The sequence below is a fragment of the Paenibacillus sp. GCM10027629 genome, from assembly GCF_042676425.1.
GTDB classification, from domain to species: Bacteria; Bacillota; Bacilli; order Paenibacillales; family Paenibacillaceae; genus Paenibacillus_K; species Paenibacillus_K terrigena.
Genome location: NZ_JBHTGZ010000003.1, coordinates 316,033 through 335,037 on the forward strand (window position 1 = coordinate 316,033; position 19,005 = coordinate 335,037).

The 19,005-nt window shown below is 47.8% G+C and carries 14 protein-coding genes; 13 read left to right on the top strand and 1 reads right to left on the bottom strand.

The features are described from left to right. The 11 genes from ACFQZR_RS01985 to ACFQZR_RS02035 all read left to right on the top strand — a co-directional run. The coding region (locus ACFQZR_RS01985) for an SDR family oxidoreductase (RefSeq protein WP_379342388.1) at positions 1-298 on the top strand (298 nt) is incomplete at its 5' end. A gap of 29 nt (positions 299-327) precedes the next feature. Continuing rightward, positions 328-1,245, top strand: a complete 918-nt coding sequence (locus tag ACFQZR_RS01990) for a fumarylacetoacetate hydrolase family protein (protein ID WP_379342390.1) — start codon at positions 328-330, stop codon at positions 1,243-1,245. A 12-nt stretch (positions 1,246-1,257) separates the two neighbouring features. After that, the gene (locus ACFQZR_RS01995; RefSeq protein ID WP_379342392.1) at positions 1,258-1,581 is read left to right on the top strand and encodes an L-rhamnose mutarotase; all 324 of its coding nucleotides are present in this window, start codon (positions 1,258-1,260) and stop codon (positions 1,579-1,581) included. Beyond that, positions 1,578-3,176 carry a glycoside hydrolase family 43 protein gene (locus ACFQZR_RS02000; RefSeq protein WP_379342394.1) on the top strand — a complete coding sequence of 533 codons (1,599 nt, stop codon included), beginning with the start codon at positions 1,578-1,580 and terminating at the stop codon, positions 3,174-3,176. Before ACFQZR_RS01995 ends, ACFQZR_RS02000 begins: the two co-directional genes overlap by 4 nt. 203 nt (positions 3,177-3,379) lie before the next feature. Next, on the top strand, positions 3,380-4,540 hold the full coding sequence (locus ACFQZR_RS02005; protein WP_379343748.1) for a Gfo/Idh/MocA family protein: 1,161 nt from the start codon (positions 3,380-3,382) through the stop codon (positions 4,538-4,540). Positions 4,541-4,576: 36 nt separating this feature from the next. Beyond that, the gene (locus ACFQZR_RS02010; RefSeq protein ID WP_379342396.1) at positions 4,577-5,230 is read left to right on the top strand and encodes a ThuA domain-containing protein; all 654 of its coding nucleotides are present in this window, start codon (positions 4,577-4,579) and stop codon (positions 5,228-5,230) included. A 24-nt stretch (positions 5,231-5,254) separates the two neighbouring features. Beyond that, positions 5,255-6,352, top strand: a complete 1,098-nt coding sequence (locus ACFQZR_RS02015) for a Gfo/Idh/MocA family protein (RefSeq protein ID WP_379342399.1) — start codon at positions 5,255-5,257, stop codon at positions 6,350-6,352. 3 nt (positions 6,353-6,355) lie between these two features. Further along, positions 6,356-6,481 carry a hypothetical protein gene (locus ACFQZR_RS02020; protein WP_379342401.1) on the top strand — a complete coding sequence of 42 codons (126 nt, stop codon included), beginning with the start codon at positions 6,356-6,358 and terminating at the stop codon, positions 6,479-6,481. Positions 6,482-6,717: 236 nt separating this feature from the next. Then, positions 6,718-7,692 (top strand): ABC transporter permease, encoded by a 975-nt coding sequence (locus tag ACFQZR_RS02025; RefSeq protein ID WP_379342403.1) that lies wholly within the window; start codon positions 6,718-6,720, stop codon positions 7,690-7,692. 12 nt (positions 7,693-7,704) lie between these two features. Next, a complete protein-coding gene (locus ACFQZR_RS02030; RefSeq protein WP_379342405.1) occupies positions 7,705-8,574 on the top strand; it encodes a carbohydrate ABC transporter permease in 870 nt (289 codons plus the stop codon). Between the two features lie 59 nt (positions 8,575-8,633). Further along, a complete protein-coding gene (locus ACFQZR_RS02035; protein WP_379342407.1) occupies positions 8,634-10,223 on the top strand; it encodes an ABC transporter substrate-binding protein in 1,590 nt (529 codons plus the stop codon). 48 nt (positions 10,224-10,271) lie between these two features. On the opposite strand, the gene ACFQZR_RS02040 is transcribed toward ACFQZR_RS02035, so the two are convergent. Further along, the gene (locus ACFQZR_RS02040; RefSeq protein ID WP_379342409.1) at positions 10,272-12,647 is read right to left on the bottom strand and encodes a helix-turn-helix domain-containing protein; all 2,376 of its coding nucleotides are present in this window, start codon (positions 12,645-12,647) and stop codon (positions 10,272-10,274) included. Positions 12,648-13,006: 359 nt separating this feature from the next. Between ACFQZR_RS02040 and ACFQZR_RS02045 the strand changes: the two genes are divergently transcribed. Further along, positions 13,007-16,234 carry a discoidin domain-containing protein gene (locus tag ACFQZR_RS02045; RefSeq protein ID WP_379342411.1) on the top strand — a complete coding sequence of 1,076 codons (3,228 nt, stop codon included), beginning with the start codon at positions 13,007-13,009 and terminating at the stop codon, positions 16,232-16,234. Between the two features lie 254 nt (positions 16,235-16,488). Next, the gene (locus tag ACFQZR_RS02050; protein ID WP_379342413.1) at positions 16,489-18,846 is read left to right on the top strand and encodes a galactose-binding domain-containing protein; all 2,358 of its coding nucleotides are present in this window, start codon (positions 16,489-16,491) and stop codon (positions 18,844-18,846) included. Positions 18,847-19,005 lie beyond the last annotated feature (159 nt).

Here is a 19,005-nt window from a genome sequence, read left to right on the forward strand (position 1 = left end):
AGCGGTACTCGCCTTAACCAAATCCATGCAGGTCGATTATGCGGCCTTTAACATCCGGGTTAATGCACTGCTTCCGGGGACAATTTATACACCGTTCATGGAGAACTATTTGAAAACGTCGTATGATGACCCGACAGCTGCGATCGAATCATTGAAGCAGCGCCAGCTTAGTGGAGAACTTGGTAAGCCAGAAGATGTTGCCAGTGCGGCCTTGTTCCTCGCTTCGGATGAATCCAAGTTCATGATGGGTTCACCACTGTACATCGACGGCGGCGTCGTATTCGGCAAGAACGCATAACAAATGGACAGATGGGAGTGCAGGAACGAATGAAACTGTTGACTTTTGAAGAGAACGGAAAATTAAAGCTGGCGATGAAAACGGAACAAGGCATTCTGGATGTCGCTGGAGCGCTGGAAAGCAAAACATCCATGCCCGAAGGCATGCTGCCAGTAACCATACATGAAATCATCGAAGGCGGAATGGAAGCTGTTGCTGCACTGCAGCGCTTTGCAGACCAAGTGTTGGCGGGCGGTACCGAGGGCAAAGCTTATTTGCTAGATGAATCCACGATCCAATTCGCACCTTGCGTAACGCATCCGAGCAAGATCATTTGCGTAGGTCTCAACTACCGCAAACATGCGGAAGAGACGAACGCGCCGATCCCAGAATACCCGATCCTTTTTAATAAATTTGCAAATACACTAACGGGACATGGATGCGAGGTTCCCCTGCCGGAGAAGGTATCGTCGCAGGTCGACTATGAGGCAGAGCTTGTGATCGTCATCGGCAAAAAAGCCAAATACGTAGATAAGGAGCATGCGCTTGATCATGTGTTCGGTTATTGCAACGTGAATGATCTGTCTGCGCGTGACCTACAAATGCGAACGCATCAATGGCTGCTCGGCAAATCTTGTGACGGATTTAGCCCTTTAGGGCCTTATCTGGTTACGGCGGACGAAGTCGGCGATCCGAACAATCTGGACATTCGCTGTATCGTGAACGGTGAAGTTCGGCAGCATTCGAATACGTCGGATATGATATTCCATTGCGATGAAATCGTTAGTTATATTTCTCAGCATATGACGCTGCTTCCGGGCGATATCATCCTGACCGGAACGCCGGCCGGTGTCGTGTTTGGTTATCCGAAGGAGAAGCAAGTCTATTTGAAGCCGGGAGATGTCGTGACGATCGAGATTGAAAAGCTCGGCGCTCTGACAAACCGCATGGTGAGCGAACAATTCTAGAGGAGTGGGGATATGGCAGCAAACAGGGTATCAGAAATCAAAGTGGCTCATCTTCATCCGGATCAAGTCGAGCGGTATGAACAGCTTCACCGCGATATTCCTGCTGGGAACGAACAGCATATGCGGGAAGCGGGCATTGTATCCTTACGGATTTTTCGCGAGGGACTGACCCTGTTTATGATTGTCGAGTCGGATTCATCTTTGGCGCTTCCGGATCGGGTCATCGACCACCAGCTGGAAGAGGAATGGCATCGGCTGACAGGCGAATGCTTCTCGAAAACATGGCAGGATGCGAGCGAGATCTATCAGTTGCCTAAGGAGGGTTCGAGGGCATGAGTGAACGGCAAGCAGTTGATAATCCCATATTACCGGGAGACCACCCAGATCCTTCGATCGTCCGCGTTGGAACGGATTATTATATGGTTACCTCGACGTTTCAGTATTTTCCCGGGGTTCAAGTTCTGCATTCCTGCGATTTGGTTCACTGGCGTCCGATCGGTCATGTGATCACCCGCAAGAGTCAGCTAGATTTGACGGGCATGCCGGACTCCTTCGGTGTATTTGCTCCAGATATCTCGTACTATGACAATAAGTTTTGGGTTGTCGTTCCGTATTATCATGGTCAGCCGCGCTGTACGAATCTGTTGTTCGTGGCAGATCGTCCGGAAGGACCTTATAGCGAAGCGATCATGCTCAATCATCACTTTATCGATCCTTCTATTTTCAACGACGACAATGGCAAACGTTATTTGGCATTCGGAGGCGGATGGATCCACGAGCTGGCGTCGGACGGCACCGGATTGCTTGGTGAAGCAAAGCAGGTATGGCCGGGAACCGGCGGATCCGCCCCTGAAGCGCCGCACATCTTGAAGCGCAATGGTTGGTACTATTTGATGCTGGCGGAAGGAGGCACTTTCTTCGAGCATATGGTTACGGTAGCGCGAAGCCGCTCCGTATGGGGGCCTTACGAACCGTGTCCGCATAATCCGGTTTTGACGCAGCGTGATCCCGAACGCCGGATTCAAAAAGCAGGCCACGGAAAGCTGGTTCAAGATCCGAACGGCGCGTGGTGGATGTTCCATCTTGGCGGTCGTCCTCTAACGCCGAATGGTTCGTGCCCGCTTGGGCGAGAAACATTCGTCCAGCCCGTGCGATGGACAGACGAAGATTGGTTTATCGTCGGCGAAGACGGCGCGCCGATGGATCAAGTCGTGGTGCCGTCTGTGGAAGAGAACGCAACAACAACTTATTCAGCGATTGATGATTTTTCGACGGGAAAAGCGTTATCACCCGACTGGGAATGGGTGCGGCATCCGGTAGATGACGGATATGAATTGACAGAGGCTGGACTGAAGATAAATTGTAAACCGTATATTCCCTTCGCACTTGGATTAACGCTTATATTAACACGACGCTGGCGTCATTTCGGGTTTTCTGCTGAAACCAAGCTATCGCTTTCGCCGAGAAGCAGAGGTGAGGAAGCGGGGATGACGCTTTACCGGGACTCGGATGCATTTCTCTTCTTCGCAATTCGTAATGGCATTGGTCAAACAGCGGGTCAAGCCTTTGATGTAAGCCGTCTTCACGAAAACCAAGAACAAGAAGGGCTATACCTGGAACTTGAGCAATATGTCGCTATTCATCGAAAATCGCTTGCAAGAATAAAGCTGCCGATAGAACCGGGTCAACCTATCTGGCTTAAGATCGTGTTGATCGCCGAAACAGAGCAGGCATCCTTTTTCTATTCTATAGACGGCATCAGGTACGAGGATTTGGGAATTGCACTTTCAGTAGCATTTCTTTATCCCGAAAATCACACGAGATTCTTGTGTTTTACGGCTCCTAGAATCGGCATTTATGCAAAGGGTGTCTATGGGGAGCAGGAAGGCCATGCGATTTTTCAAAGGTTTACATATGAGGATCAGGGTTGAACCAATATCATCGATAGAACAAAACAGGCTTCCGATCGGATAGTCTGTTTTGTTTTGTGTCTGAATTTATGACAAAAAAATATTATCATATTAACTTTGTTTATTCGATAGACAAAGTGAGTCTAGTGAAATATAATGTTACCAAAATCATACATCAAAAATAATCGAATGGCAGGGCAGGGCCCACCAAGGAGGTCATGATGATGAAATCTTATCGTGTAGGGATGGTCGGCTATAAATTTATGGGAAAGGCGCACAGTCATGCTTACCGGGATTTGCCGATGTTCTTCCCGCAGGTTGCTGCACCGCAAATGAAGCTCATTTGCGGCCGAGATGAAAGCGGTGTCAGCGCCGCAGCCTCGCAGTTCGGCTGGGAAGGATACGTCACCGACTGGCGTGAGCTGGTCTCGCATCCGGAGATCGACATCGTCGATATCAATGCCCCGAGCGATGCGCATAAGGAAATTGCGCTGGCTGCGGCTGCGGCCGGCAAGCATTTGTTCTGCGAGAAGCCGCTCGCGCTCAACCTTGCTGATACGAGGGAAATGCTTGAAGCAGCTGAGGCGGCTGGAGTGAAGCACATGGTCGGCTTTAACTATCGGTTTGCGCCCGCGGTGCAGCTGGCGAAGAAGCTCGTTGACGAAGGCCGTCTCGGCGAGATCTATCACTTCCGTGCCTGGTTCCTGCAGGATTGGATCGTCGATCCGAACTTTCCGCTCGTCTGGCGCTTGCAGAAGGAGATCGCGGGCTCCGGATCGCACGGGGACCTCGGCGCGCATCTCATCGATCTCGCGCACTTCCTGATCGGCGACATGCAGGAAGTGATCGGCATGAGCGAGACGTTCGTGAAGGAACGTCCGCTGCCGACTTCGATGACCGGTCTCAGCGCTAAAGGCAGCGCAGACGCTCCGCGCGGTCCTGTCACCGTCGATGATGCGACGCTGTTCATGGCGAGATTCGCCTGCGGGGCGCTTGGCAGCTTCGAAGCGACACGCTTCGCGCCGGGACACCGCTGCACGAATTCTTTTGAGATCAACGGCAGCAAGGGCAGCGTGAAGTTCGACTTTGAACGGATGAATGAATTGCAGGTCTATTTTACGAGCGACGATGAGGATGTGCAGGGCTTCCGCCGCGTGCTTGCGACCGATCCGTCTCATGCCTATATGGATGCATGGTGGCCTGCCGGTCATACGATCGGTTATGAACATACGTTTATCCACGAGGTTGTGGAGCTGATGCGCGCGCTCGAGGAAGATCGCCAGCCGATCCCGAACTTCGTGGATGGCGTCAAATGTCAGCAGGTGCTTGAAGCGGTCGAGCAGTCGATCGCGCAGCGGCGATGGGTGAGTATTAACGAAGTATAGTGCGGATTGCAATACGGTATCGATCAAAACGTACAGATGAGAGAGGAGCAATCGATTGTTATGAACAAACAAGCGTTAATCTTATGGGGCGGTTGGGACGGCCACCAGCCGGAGGAAGTTGCAGGGATATTCGGTGGCTTGCTTCGTGAAGAAGGTTTCCAGGTTGAAATCTCGAACACATTGGATGCTTTTAGAGACGCGGAGCGGTTAGCAAGCGTCGATCTGATCGTACCGGTCTGGACGATGGGTGCGATTGAGAAGGAGCAGCTCGATCCGCTGCTGGCCGCGGTAAAGGAAGGCGGCACTGGGATCGCCGGCTGTCATGGCGGGATGGGGGACTCCTTCCGCAACGAGGTCGAGTATCAGTATATGGTCGGCGGCCAGTGGGTCGCGCATCCAGGCAATGACGGGGTAACATACACGGTGCGCATGAAGGATCAGAGCTCCCCGCTTACGCAAGGCATCGAGGATTTCACCGTCGTATCCGAGAAGTATTACATGCACGTCGACCCGGCCATCCAAGTGCATGCCGTAACGGACTTCGGGGACGTGGAAATGCCGGTCGTCTGGACGAAAACATACGGTGCGGGGAAAGTCTATTACAATTCACTTGGTCATCAAGCAAATATTGTCCGAATGCCGCAAACGCTCGAGTTAATGCGTCGTGGCTTATTGTGGGCCGCAAGGTAGCGGCAGAATATGAGGAGGAGCGAGATGAAAACAATTAAAGTTGGCATCATTGGCTGTGGCAATATTAGTTCGATTTATATGGAAAATATCCCGAAATTCAAACACATGGAACTTGTTGCTTGCTCGGATCTCGATCTGAGCCGCGCGCAGGCCAGAGCGGAGCAGTATAACATCGCCAAAGCCTGTACAGTCGAACAGCTGTTACAGGATGAGGACATCGATCTCGTCATTAACCTAACGATTCCGGCTGCGCATGCCGCAGTCTGCCTGCAGGCGCTTGAGGCGGGCAAGCATGTGTATGTGGAGAAGCCGCTTGCAGTTACGCGTGAAGAAGGACAACGCATGCTGGACGTCGCACGCAGCAAAGGGCTGCTGGTCGGCAGTGCGCCGGATACGTTCCTTGGGGGAGGCATCCAGACCTGCTTGAAGCTGATCCATGATGGCTGGATCGGCACGCCGGTTGCGGCAACGGCGTTCATGATGAGCCGCGGCCATGAAAATTGGCATCCCGATCCGGAGTTTTACTATCAGCAGGGCGGGGGGCCGATGTTCGATATGGGGCCGTATTATTTGACGGCGCTCGTCGCATTGCTCGGGCCGATTCGCAGAGTGACTGGCTCAGCTGGGATTAGTCATCCGGAACGTACGATTACAAGCGCGAAAAAATACGGCCAGAAAATCCAGGTCGAGACGCCAACGCATATCGCTGGCGTGCTGGATTTCCACAGCGGCGCCATAGCGACGCTTGTTACGAGCTTTGACATTCAGGGCGGCACGAACCTGCCGCATATCGAAATCTACGGAAGCCAAGGCTCGCTGCGGGTGCCTGATCCGAATTCGTTCGGCGGGCCAATCCAGATCCGCAGAGCGGGAACGGATTGGGAGCAGATTCCGCCAACCCACGAATATACGGGGAACAGCCGCGGGTTAGGCGTAGCAGCGATGGCGCACGCGATACAGACAGGCCAGTTAGACCTGCATCGCGCCAATGGCGAGCTGGCCTATCATATCCTTGAGGCGATGCACGGCTTCCATGATGCATCGGCACAAGGAACGCACTACGAGATGAAGAGCAGTTGTGAGCGGCCGCTGCCGCTGCCGCCGTATTTTGTGTTCGAGTAAGAAGTGCTGTTCAACTATTTGACAGCAAGCGAAGGTCAGCCAGGATGGAATCCGAGAGCGGATGTCAATAAAGACGGTATCGTTGGTATTGAAGACCTAGCCATTATCGCCAGAGCAATCTTGGAATAACGAAAATCTATAGTCCTATTTACCCACTCTCTCAACACTCTAACCAGCCTAATTTAGGCTGGTTTTTCTATTTCTCTTTACAAAAAACATCAATTTTTAGAGATTTATCAATATTTGAAGAGGTAATTTTCTCAATGATTGTTGTTTTTTCATTTTTTGTTGTTTCGGGTGTGTTAGATCCGACTTATGATGGGGGTACCAAAATTTAACATGCTGAAGAAACGAGGAGAAGGCCGATGCAAGATTTGATTCTACAATCGAAACAGAAAACCAAAAAGAAGATTCGTATTCCACCCTTCATCAAGGAACTGGTGAAGAACAAGACAATCTATTTGATGATGCTTCCCGGGCTGCTATTTATATTGATCGTCTATTATTTGCCGATGATTGGCGTCGTGATCGCATTTCAGGAATTTAACCCGTTCAAAGGCATCTGGGGCAGCAAATGGGTCGGATTTTCGAATTTCGAATTTCTGTTCCGGTCGGATGCGGTGTGGCAAATTACACTCAATACGATCGTCTATAACGTAATCTTCATGATAACCGGTCTTGGACTAGCGATGGCGATGGCCATCTTGATTAATGAGATCAGCAATCGGTTTTTTGCCGGATTTTACAAGAGCGTTATCCTGCTTCCCTATTTGTTGTCCTGGGTCGTCGCCGAATATTTGCTGTATTCGTTCTTAAGCATCGATAAAGGCATCATCAATCAGCTGCTTCAGGCCTTAGGGGTCGAGCCCGTGCAGTGGTATTCAGAACCATTTTACTGGCGGTTTATAATGCCTGCCGCTTATATTTGGAAGAATGTCGGTTACTATGCGGTCATATTTGCGGCCGGGATTACAAGCATTTCCCCGGAGTATTATGAAGCGGCCAAGATGGATGGGGCGAATAAGTTTCAGCAGGCCCTTAAGATCACCGTTCCGATGCTGATGCCGATTACGATCACCTTAGTGCTCCTGCAAGCAGGCAAAATTTTCTATGCCGCATTCGGCGATTGGGGCATGTTCTATAATCTGCCGAGGGAGTCAGGCGTTCTGTTCAGCGCGACCAATGTCATCGACACCTATGTCTTCCGGGCGCTCAAGCAAATGAACGATTTCGGCATGTCTTCTGCTATAGGCCTTTATCAATCCGTCGTAGGGTTCATACTGGTCCTCGTTTCCAATTGGCTCATTCGAAAATACGATCGCGATAGTGCTTTGTTCTAGGAGGATGATGAGATGAATCAGGGCTTCATATCTCGTGCTGTAATTCATACAGGTTTTTTAGTGTATTCGATCCTTTGCTTGCTTCCGTTGTTCGTCGTGCTAACCATATCACTATCTGATGAGCAAAGTATTTTTCAGTCTGGGTATCACTTGATTCCCGAAAAATTCAGTCTGGACGCGTATGCGTTCATCTTCTCGGGGAACTCGCCGATCATTCAAGCCTATGGCGTTACCATCATCGTAACGCTGCTTGGAACCCTGCTGCATTTGGTGATATCGTCCATGCTGGCTTACGGGTTGTCCAGAAATGAAGTGAAGTACAAAAATATCATTTCTTTCATCGTCGTGTTCTGCTTGTTATTTAATGGCGGATTAGTGCCGTGGTACATGTTATTTTCGAAATATCTCCATTTAAAGGATACGCTTCTTGTTCTTATCGTTCCTTACCTTGTATCCTCGGTCAATGTATTGATTATGAGGAACTTTTTCAGAACGATACCGGATTCGATTGTCGAGTCTGCAAGGATTGACGGTTCCGGCGAGTTTAATACATTTCTCCGGCTGGTCGTTCCGTTATCGACGCCGGTGCTCGCTACCATCGGACTGTTCGTTGCCGTATTTTACTGGAACGATTGGTTTACGGCTTCGCTGCTGATCGAAGACGGCAAGCTGTATCCGCTTCAGTTCCTTCTGCAATCGATCATGAACAACATCGCTTATTTGCAGGCCAATGCGCTTACGCAGAAACTTGCCACTTCGCTCCCTGATGAGACGGCAAGGATGGCCACCTGTGTTCTGGCTGTCGCGCCGATCGCGCTAACCTATCCTTTCTTGCAGAAGTATTTCGTGAAAGGATTGACTTTAGGGGCAGTGAAAGCATAATTTGAGGCTTTACCGGGCTACTGCCCGTATTGCGATATATAACAAATGGAGGTCAAACAATGGTAAACAAAACGAAGACATGGGCAAGTAAATTGGTATTGTTATGTTTTGCATTCACGATCGTGCTCGCAGGCTGCGGGAAAGATGCGACCACCACACCAGAGCCAACACCGACGAAGAACGAAGATAAGACGACGGATCAGCCAAAGGAGTCGGCCTTGGAGCCCGTTGAGCTCACGTATTATTTCCCGAACACGCCTCAAAAGGATTTGCAGTCCGTGGAAGATGAACTCAACAAACTGGTTCAGCCCAAAATTAACGCGACGATCAAGCTGAAGCTGATCGACTGGGGAAGCTATGACGAGAAAATGAACGTCATTATATCTTCCGGCGAACCATACGACATTGCTTTCACTTCAACATGGACCAACAACTTTTATCAAGGCGTTGCGAAAGGCGCGTTTGCTCCACTCGATGAATTAATCGAGAAATATGCGCCTGACACGAAGAGCAGCGTTCCGGAAACGTTCTGGAAGGCCGTGAAGGTCAAGGGGGCCACTTACGGTGTGCCTAACTTCCAGCAGTCAACGGCTGGGTACGGCTATCTGATTCAGAAATCGGTTGCCGACAAGTATAAATTCGATTGGAAGTCCGTCACGAAGCTGTCCGACCTGACGCCGATGCTGGAAACGATCAAGAAAGGCGAGCCGACACTTATCCCATGGGGATATAGCAAGGCGATTGATCCATTCCTGACGGCGACGCCGATGTTCAATCTGGAAGCGCTTGGCGATTCGAAGACGCCAGGCTCGATCTATTTGAACGATACCGAGATGAAGGTCGTTAACCAGTACGAAACGCCGGAATTCAAAGAATACGTAACCATGATGAGAGATTGGTACATGAAAGGTTATGTCAGAAAAGAGGCTCCAACGTTAAAAGATGACCAGGCCGATCTGAAAGCAGGCAAGGTTGCGGCACAAATCGGTCAGATCGACATTGATACAACGGCATTCGAGCAAGCTGGTATGAGCGCGCCAGGCAGATTTTCGAACTCTAACAAAGATGTGCAATCCTATGATCATATGTTCATCAAACCGCTCTTGACAACGGATAAAGCAGCCGCTTCGATCACGGCCATCTCGGCATCTTCGCCGAATAAAGAGAGAGCCATGATGTTCATCAATTTGCTGAACACGGACAAACAAATCTATAACCTGATCAACTGGGGCGTTGAAGGCAAACATTACAAAAAAGTCGCTGACAACCGTATCGAAACGATTTCGGACAGCGGGTTCAAAATATCTTCGCCTTGGGAATTCGGCAACATGAGTCAGACGTATTATACCGAGGCGGATGCGCAAGGTGCCGAAGTCGATGACAAAGGGAACAAGCTATGGATCGATTTGAATAAAAATGCACCAGCGTCCAATGCAATGGGCTTTGTCTTCGACTTTACGCCAGTAAAGTCAGAGAAAGCGAATGTCGATGCGGCAATCGACGAATTATATTATGCAATCGCGACCGGATCCATTGATCCAGTAAAGAATTTGCCGGTGTTTCTGAATAGACTCAAAGACGCTGGCGCAGATAAGATCATCGCGGAGAAACAAAAACAGCTGGACGAATGGAGAGCCGCGAACAAGTAAGCTACACGAGTAAGGCGTTCACTTCTAAGAGTGAACGCCTTTGTTTTGTTACATCGAGTGGTGATTCTGGTTTGTTTTTACGATTTTCAACCTGTATTCCGTTAGAGACACGCCGAAGTATTTTTTGAAGGTTGTATAGAAGTAGTTCGATTTCTCGATCCCGCAATTATCGAGGATTTCATTGATCTGCAAGTTCGTCTCTTCCAAGTAATATTTCATTTGTTCCATGCGTACGTTCACAATATATTCAGCTACCGATTTGCCGGTCGTGCTACGAAACAGTTTGCCAAGATAGACGGATGAAAGGTTTAGTGATTCTGCGCAGCTCGTCAGCGACAGGTTCTTATCCCGGTAAGACTCGTGAATGATCTGAATCGCGGTATTGACGATTTCGTTCTTTTTCTTGTCCTTCGCCCCATTCTTCAGCACGATAATTTCATCGAACAATTCGAAGAATGTCGTCTCGATCTCCGCCAGCGTCTCTAGCGCCGTGACATGATTGAGGAACCCGAGCGAAATAGAGTTGAGCTTCGATTGAGCGCCGTCGACAATGTGGTGTAGTGATTGATAGATGGTGAAGCTTAAGTAAATAATCGTTGAAATCATATGATCGTAGGAAGCGTGCTCTGCAGCTCTAATGATGTCGCGATAGGCTTCTTTCGCGGCGTCTCCGTTTCCTAATTTGAGCGCGTCGATGAGCTGTTTGCTCTTGGCGGCTGGCAGGACTAGCGCACTTTGGTGGATCTCTTGCAGAACATCCGGCGTGATGATGCTGCCATGCCCCAATGTCATGCGGTACATGGATAGCATCACGGTATCGTCATAGATATGTTTGATCTGATCCGCAGATTCGATTACATAGCCCAAGGTAATAGATAAGTTAATCTTGAAGAAATGCTCGGTATGTCGCTGTATATCGGCAGCGATACGCTGAAATTGTTCATATACATCATGCCCTTCCGGCGTCGATGTCAGGTCAGCCAAGACGGTGATTTGATCGGCTCCTGTCTCAATGACTTCGACGTGATAATGCTTGGAAGTGGCTTCCCTCGCGATATTCGCGATCCCGTACATATACAATGCACGGTCTTTTTCATTGAATTTGGACGTAAACGCTTGAAAATGATCGATTTTTAATAGGAACAAAAACAGCTTATGATCAAAGTTCACATCGATGTGAAACTCGGGTTCTTTGGCGTTAAAGGCTTCAAGCGATGGGGTAATGTGCCCGGTAATCACGTTTTTTAAATAATTCGTTTTTAAGAGCGGCGTGCTTTCTCGCTTCAGCGTCTCGAGTAATTTCGCGTGATCCATCATTCCTTCAAAAGCGTTGCTAAGGAAACTGAACTCATCCGATATTTTGTCGGGATTGTCCTGCGGATTCCATTTCTGCTTGATCCGATACGTCAACCTTCCGATCGGCTGATACAGCTTCCTTGAGGCCAGAATGGCAAAAATGACCCCGAGCAGCATGACGATCAGGCAGAAAATGATGGTAATAAACGTGTTTCGATTCACGCTCGAAAAAACGGTATCATACGGCGTTATGCTAAGAAATTTCCATTTTAAAGTATCCGAAGATACATAGGAAACCAGCACCTTATTATTCTGAACTTGATCAATTAGGCTGCCTGAAGATTCTGTGGAATCAAGGATCTTGTGTATGAAGCTCTGATCTAACATGTTGTCCATAAACTTGTTCGGCGACGGATCGCTTACCACATTGCCGTTGTCATCCAGAATCATAATATTGCTGTCTTTGCTGCTCATCTTCTTATCGAGTGCCGAAATCGTAAGCCTTAACCAGTCGGCATCTACATTAAGAATGATGGCATTCGTAAAGTTATCTTCACCAATGGCATCGAACAAAATATAGGTATAAACATTCGTATAGCTGGTGTGACTGCCATCCGCATTTGCAATTTGTCTTGGGATGGGGTAGAGATTTTGCACTTTTTGACCTTCGGCTGCACGATTTAAGAGCGTAATAAGATCTTGGTCGAAGAATTCCGAGCTATTGTAAAACGTGTCGTTAGGCGTAGCGATGAATGTATCGATTGTGCGGTTGTAGACATAAGCGGAATGAATGTATGTATTCGGAATGGTTAGCGCACCGAGCGTTCGGATCGCGCTGCTGATCGTAAGAATATCTTCATGATTATTGTTGGCGAAAGAAATGATCTGGTTGTTCAGCGATAAGGATTGGATGAAGTTTTTGGCTAAATTATCCATGTGCACGGTGCTGTAGCTAATTTTGGACAAAATATTCACGTTCATATCTTTCACCATGTTCGTCGTTGATGAAGTGTAATTGTAGAAGAGTAGGGAAGAGAGAACAAGAATTAAGGTGATGATGCTACCGATGAAAGAAATTAGCAATTTTTTGTAGATGCTTAATTTATTCTTGGAAATTATGAATTTCATAATGACCATCCTTTAAGTCTTAGTGAAGTCTATCGTATTATACTCGTCACAGAATCTCAACAAAATTTCAAAATGTGAACAATTATTAGAGATATTTCAAATTTTGGAGAACCTTCTATCCGCAGGTTTATAGCTATTCGGTCACAGATGTAAGTTACAAGTGGCAACTGAATAGAAAACGTTGAATGATGCAATTTTTGGAGTTGAATTCAATTTTGGGAGGGAGATATGGTAGATAGAGAAGGGAGGAGGGTGGACATCAGCAGCCGTCTGGTCTGATTCGTATTTTACATTCGAGAGCATTACTGCAGAAGCAAGGTATACAAGCATGAAACATGAATTTATCGCGGGAGGTATTTATGTTCAGAAAAGCGCTATCCATCATGTTGGCTGTCAGTTTATGTGTTGGCTTTCTTCTTGTGAAATCGCCTACGGCTCAAGCTGCGGGGAACACGTATTATGTATCAACAACGGGCAGCGATTCCAATTCCGGGACCCAGGAAAGTCCATTCCGATCGATTCAAAAGGCATCGAGTGTCATGGTAGCAGGTGATACCTGTTTCATCCGAAGCGGTACCTATCATGAATCCATCATTCCGATGAATAACGGTACTGCGACGTTGCCGATCACGTATAAGGCCTACTCGGGTGAGGAGGTCACGATAAGCGGCAGCGATACGGTAACGGGTTGGACGAAGGATACGGGCAGCGTCTACAAGGCATCCATGAATTGGAACCTAGGGGATGAGAACCAAGTATTTGTCAACGGAGAAATGATGCGTTTGGCGCAGTATCCCAACTGGACGAATGATGCGGATGTGTTCAATGTGGGATGGGCCTCCATGCAGAGTGGTACGGCAACGTCTATTACCGATACGGCGCTAAATAAGCCTGATAATTATTGGGTCGGAGCAACGGTGATCGTTAAGGGCTGGTGGTCAACGCAATCGGCGAAAATAACAAGCTCTAGCGGTTCGACCATCAAATTTGATAAGCTTCCATGGTCCGACGTGTACACGAATCCAGGTGGTGGCGTGAAATATATGATCGCCGGCATCAAAGGACAGCTTGATCGGCAGAAGGAATGGTATTACGACAGTGCTGCGTCAACATTATATCTCTATGCACCAGGCGGCGTGGATCCCAATACACTAAACGTGGAGGCCAAGAAGAGAAAATACGCTTTTGATCTGACGGGACGTTCCTATATCACGATTGAGGGCGTTCAGTTAATAGGCGCAAGTATGACGACGAAGGATGCAGATCACATCATGATCAAAGGCATCAAGGCGGAATATCTGTCGCATACCATTGGTCTACAAAAGGCGTATTCCTATGATGATACAGGGATCGACTTGTCGGGAAGCTATAACACGATCCGAGACAGCGAAATTAAATATAGCTCAGGGAACGGCGTCGTGATCAGAGGGACGAACAATAACGTTATTAATAACCTCATTCATGATACGGATTATATGGGAACTTATAATGCGAGTGTTGCTCTAGCCGGTGGCAAAAAGCACTTGGTGTCCTACAATACGCTCTATAACACCGGTAGGAGCATTATCGGCGGGGAGAAATTTACGGAATCTATTATTGAATACAACGATATCTCACGTACGGGGAAATTAAGCTATGATCTTGGGGGCATCTATTTTGCCCGTGTCGATGGAGCAAATACAGAATTAAGAAACAATTGGATCCATGACATGGACAGTCAGTCGTGCACAAGCTGCGAACTAGGCGTATATGTGGATTCGAATACACATGGTTTCTTAATCCATCATAATACCGTGTGGAATGCGGAGACCGGCCTTTATATTGGTGGGCGTGCTGACAACAATTTCATCTACCTAAACCAAACGAAACCAAAGATTATAGTGAACACAGGCGATTACAAGTACAACAACGAAGTTAGCAGCAATATCGTTGAAGGCGGAGTCTCCTTCCAAAACGGTGCTTCGGCAGGAATCAGCGCGTTTGTAGCTGATAATATTGCTACAGGTTATAATCAGACGCAATACGGATCAGCCGGTCATAATTTTACGAACCCGCCGGACCCCGTATTTGCGCATGCGTTGCCTGAATACAGCAATCGAGCCTTGAACTATGGCTTCGAAGCGGACCTTGACGGATGGGTTCTTACAGGCAACAAGAATGTTACATATCACTTTGCACCGATGCTTAATCTGAACGACCAATTTGCTACGACGAGAACAGCGGATGGTTCTGCGCTATTTGGAACGGGACAGAACGGCATCGAACAGGCGATCACTGGCTTGCAGCCAAATACGACCTATGAGTATTCGGGATGGGCAAAGGTGGCATCTGGCGAAGAAGCGTGGCTGGGCGTTAAAGATTATGGCGGAGCGGATCGGCATACGGTCGTCACCAATACAAGCAACGGCTGGAAGCATGTGATGATTCAATTTACGACAGGCGCGAACGCGACGAGCGTAACGATGTATATGTTGAAAAATTCAACCGGCTCAGGCGTTGTGTATGGTGATGATATCGGTCTGCGAAAAGTCAGACCATTGGAGCTGCCAGACCCGAACTTGATCCCGCAGTCGCAGATGACGGCAACAGCGACAAGCGAGGAAACGGTGGAAGAGAATTCTTCCGCTTCCAAAGCGATCGATGGCGATCCTTCAACCATGTGGCACACGAAGTGGGATAAATCCGATAAGCTGCCGCAATCGATTACCTTGAATCTAGGCGGTACTTTCAACATTAACAAGCTGACTTACTTGCCAAGACAAGTGGATAAGAACGGGATCATTACCGCATATAACATCTATGTTAGTACCGATGGAACAAACTTCACTAAGATTTTAAGCGGAACGTGGGCGAGCAATAATGCCTTGAAGACGGCGACATTTGCTGCCGTACCTGCCAAGTATATCAAGTTGGAAGCAACGGAGGCCTTCAACGGTTGGGCGTCGGCTGCCGAGATCAATGTCTTTAAAGATCCGACGCCGCCAGCGGTACAGAAGCAATCGGTATTAGCAGGACCAGACAAGGTGAATGCGGGTGAGACGTTCACCGTTCGTGCCGGGTTCAAAGGGGTTACCGAGCAGGTGTACGCCGAGGACTTGGAGCTGACATTTGACCCGAATTTGATGGAGGTAGCCTTGGTGAAGGCATTGACCGACGGCGTAAAAATCGTCGATTACAAGGTGACAGGCAATCAACTGCGCATTATTGCAGCAAACGTCGGGGCGGAACATGCGATTACTGGTGAAGCGCAAGTGGCAGAAATCAGCTTCAAAGCAAAGCAGGTAGAGCAGGATGCAGCCGGAACGATCGCGATTGCACATGCCGTGCTCGGAGATGCGGAAGGGAAAGAGATGGATACGGGCGCAGCTTCGCTGCCAATCCAGGTGCTTGTACAGCAGACCGGCACGTCTGGAGACCTGAATGGTGACGGCAAAGTCAGCATCGGGGATTTGGCAATTCTGGCAGCACATTATGGCATAACGGCGCAAAGTCCAGATTGGAATAAAGTCAAAGCGGCCGACTTCAACCGCGACGGCAAGATCGATATTAGTGATCTGGCAGCGCTGGCTAATCGAATAATCGAATAACTGTATCTGTTATGGGAGTTCTGGCGAGATTCAAGCAACTTGAACTCCCTTTCTTTATACCGTATGGAATGCTGAAACCGGCCTTTACATCGATGGGCTTGCTGATAACTAGCTGAATATCTAATCGAAAGGATATGATTTTTATGTTTAGTACCATAAGAAACATTCTTATCGTAATGGTGTTACTATTTTCAACGATGATTTCATATGGCACTTCGAGCGCTATCCCTTACAATTCTAATACAGATTGGTTTATGAATGCTAAGTACGGATACTTATTTCATTATCTCGCAGGCTATAACGACATTAAAGGCTCTAATATCGTGGAGTGGAATAGCACTGTCGATTCGTTTGATGTCAATACTTTTGCAGATCAAATGGCGGAGGCGGGCGCTGGATATGTCATACTAACCTTGGGTCAAAATAGCGGTTATTATAATTCTCCGAATTCGACATATGAAACATTAGCGGGGTACTCCGTGGGGGCAAAAACTTCAGCCCGTGATCTCCCGCTGGATCTCTACAATGCGTTAAGCCCAAAAGGGATAAAGCTTATGCTTTACCTGCCTTCGAACGCGCCGGCGGGTGATTCATTTGCAGCAAATCATATGGGTCTGTATATAAAGAACGGATATGACTGGAATGTTAACCATGAGTTCGGTGATAAATGGGCGCAGGTCATTCAGACATGGTCGGATCGATACGGTTCTAAAATATCCGGATGGTGGTTTGATGGATTTTATAGCTGGAACGGTTTTGATTCAACCTTTGCCGAGAAATATACCCAAGCTGCGAAGCATGGAAATCCCAATGCGATTGTTACCTTTAATCCAGGCATTTCAATTCAGAAAAATCCTCAGGCAGGTGATTATGAGGATTATACTGCAGGAGAACTAGGATCATTCAGTGCAGTTCCATCCGGCAGATGGCTGGACGGGTTACAGTGGCATATTCTTTCTTATTTAGGGAGCACCTGGTCCAAACCAGAAGTTAAATATACTGATTGGGCAATTACGAAATATATCAAATCTGTGAATCAAAGCCAAGGTGTCGTTACAATGGATGCTGCCATTTATAGAAATGGCTCGCTAAGCCCTGCTCAGTTCAATCAAATGAAAGCTATTAAGGCGAGTATAAGGGATGGGATCGATCCGTTGCCGCCAGATTCAAACAATGTTGCCTTTGGACTCCTTCCTTCGACATCCGCCAATTTCAAAAATTTGTCACTGATTACGGACGGTGAGAAGATCAGCAGTAATAACTTTGCCGATAGTTACCCTAACAACGGATTGCAGTGGATAAAGTTTGATCTGGGACAATCTTATAACGTTAACAAGATCAAGCTGTGGCATTATTTTGAGGATGGGCGAAGATATCATGACGTGATTGTACAGCTATCGAATACGGAAGATTTTTCGAGCGGCGTAACCACTGTATTTAATAACGATGCTGACAACAGTTCGGGTCAAGGTGCGGGTACGGATGCCGAATATGTGGAAACCAGCACGGGAAAAGATATTACGTTCCCTAACGTCAGTGCCAGATATGTCAGACTATGGTCTAACGGAAGCACAGCCAATGGATCGAATCACTATATAGAGGTTGAAGTGTACAAGGCCTCTGCGACTCCAACCAAAGTGGATGATTCGTACCTTTTGTATACCGGTAAATGGTCGACAAGCGGATTCTCATCGGGGTATTACAATGATACAGATCATTTTACAACTACGGCGGGCAGCACAACGGAATATACGTTTAACGGAACAAACATCGTTTGGTATGGCGTGAAAGGTAGTGATCATGGAAAAGCGGATGTTTATATTGACGGTATACTGGATAGCACGGTCGATTTATACCAAGAGACACGAAGCGTACAGTCATTGATTTATTCGAAGACAGGATTACCAAGTGGGGTTCATACAATCAAGATTATTGTTCGAAATGACCGTAATCCGTTAGCAAGTAACAACTACGTTGAAGTGGATTATTTGGAATACGCAGACATAGAGGATATCGATCAGACACCTCCAGCAGATGCGACATTTGCTGCAGATGTTACAGGACCAACCAACACCGATGTTGTTGTTACGATCAACTATCCGGATGACGTAGCAATGAAAGAGTATAAAGTGGGCGATAACGGCGAATGGACACCTTATACAAATCCTATTGTCCTTTCCGACAATAACATCGTATATGCAAGAGGAAAGGATGCCGCAGGCAATGTATCCAACATAACCAGCTATGAGGTAAGTAATATCGACAAGACCGCACCAACGCTAACCATTCAACTTGATCAAACGTCACTTTGGCCGGCGAATCATAAAATGGCGACTGTCCATGCCACGTTGGATTCGATTGACGCTGAATCAGGTGTTGTATCCGTCATGTTAACCTCTATTACAAGCAACGAACCGGATAGCGGAGAAGGTGATGTTCAGGCTCGAATAGGCACTGAGGATACTTCATTCCAATTACGTGCCGAAAGATTAGGCCAAGGCTCAGGACGGATCTATACCATAACTTACACAGTAACTGACAAAGCAGGAAACAAAGCGGTTGCAACTGCAACCGTAACGGTAACTCATGATCAATCAAGAAAATCTGAGTAGACCCTGATAAGCAAGAAGCCAGCTTCACTTCGGCAGCGCTGGCAAGTAAGATCATCGAATAAATCTTCGAGTTAATGAACAATAGAACTCCTTAACGATTAAGGCGCCGAAGCGATTCGGCGCCTGTTTGTGTTCTGCGTTTTTCCGCTTGAACAATAT

What these genes read in the sequence shown, in the direction of transcription:
- ACFQZR_RS02045 (WP_379342411.1), top strand. Translation starts at nt 13,007, where the DNA reads ATGTTCAGAAAAGCGCTATCCATCATGTTGGCTGTCAGTTTATGTGTT.
- ACFQZR_RS02010 (WP_379342396.1), top strand. Translation starts at nt 4,577, where the DNA reads ATGAGAGAGGAGCAATCGATTGTTATGAACAAACAAGCGTTAATCTTA.
- ACFQZR_RS02015 (WP_379342399.1), top strand. Translation starts at nt 5,255, where the DNA reads ATGAAAACAATTAAAGTTGGCATCATTGGCTGTGGCAATATTAGTTCG.
- ACFQZR_RS02000 (WP_379342394.1), top strand. Translation starts at nt 1,578, where the DNA reads ATGAGTGAACGGCAAGCAGTTGATAATCCCATATTACCGGGAGACCAC.
- ACFQZR_RS02040 (WP_379342409.1), bottom strand. Translation starts at nt 12,647, where the DNA reads ATGAAATTCATAATTTCCAAGAATAAATTAAGCATCTACAAAAAATTG.
- ACFQZR_RS01995 (WP_379342392.1), top strand. Translation starts at nt 1,258, where the DNA reads ATGGCAGCAAACAGGGTATCAGAAATCAAAGTGGCTCATCTTCATCCG.
- ACFQZR_RS02050 (WP_379342413.1), top strand. Translation starts at nt 16,489, where the DNA reads ATGAATGCTAAGTACGGATACTTATTTCATTATCTCGCAGGCTATAAC.
- ACFQZR_RS02025 (WP_379342403.1), top strand. Translation starts at nt 6,718, where the DNA reads ATGCAAGATTTGATTCTACAATCGAAACAGAAAACCAAAAAGAAGATT.
- ACFQZR_RS01990 (WP_379342390.1), top strand. Translation starts at nt 328, where the DNA reads ATGAAACTGTTGACTTTTGAAGAGAACGGAAAATTAAAGCTGGCGATG.
- ACFQZR_RS02005 (WP_379343748.1), top strand. Translation starts at nt 3,380, where the DNA reads ATGAAATCTTATCGTGTAGGGATGGTCGGCTATAAATTTATGGGAAAG.
- ACFQZR_RS02030 (WP_379342405.1), top strand. Translation starts at nt 7,705, where the DNA reads ATGAATCAGGGCTTCATATCTCGTGCTGTAATTCATACAGGTTTTTTA.
- ACFQZR_RS02035 (WP_379342407.1), top strand. Translation starts at nt 8,634, where the DNA reads ATGGTAAACAAAACGAAGACATGGGCAAGTAAATTGGTATTGTTATGT.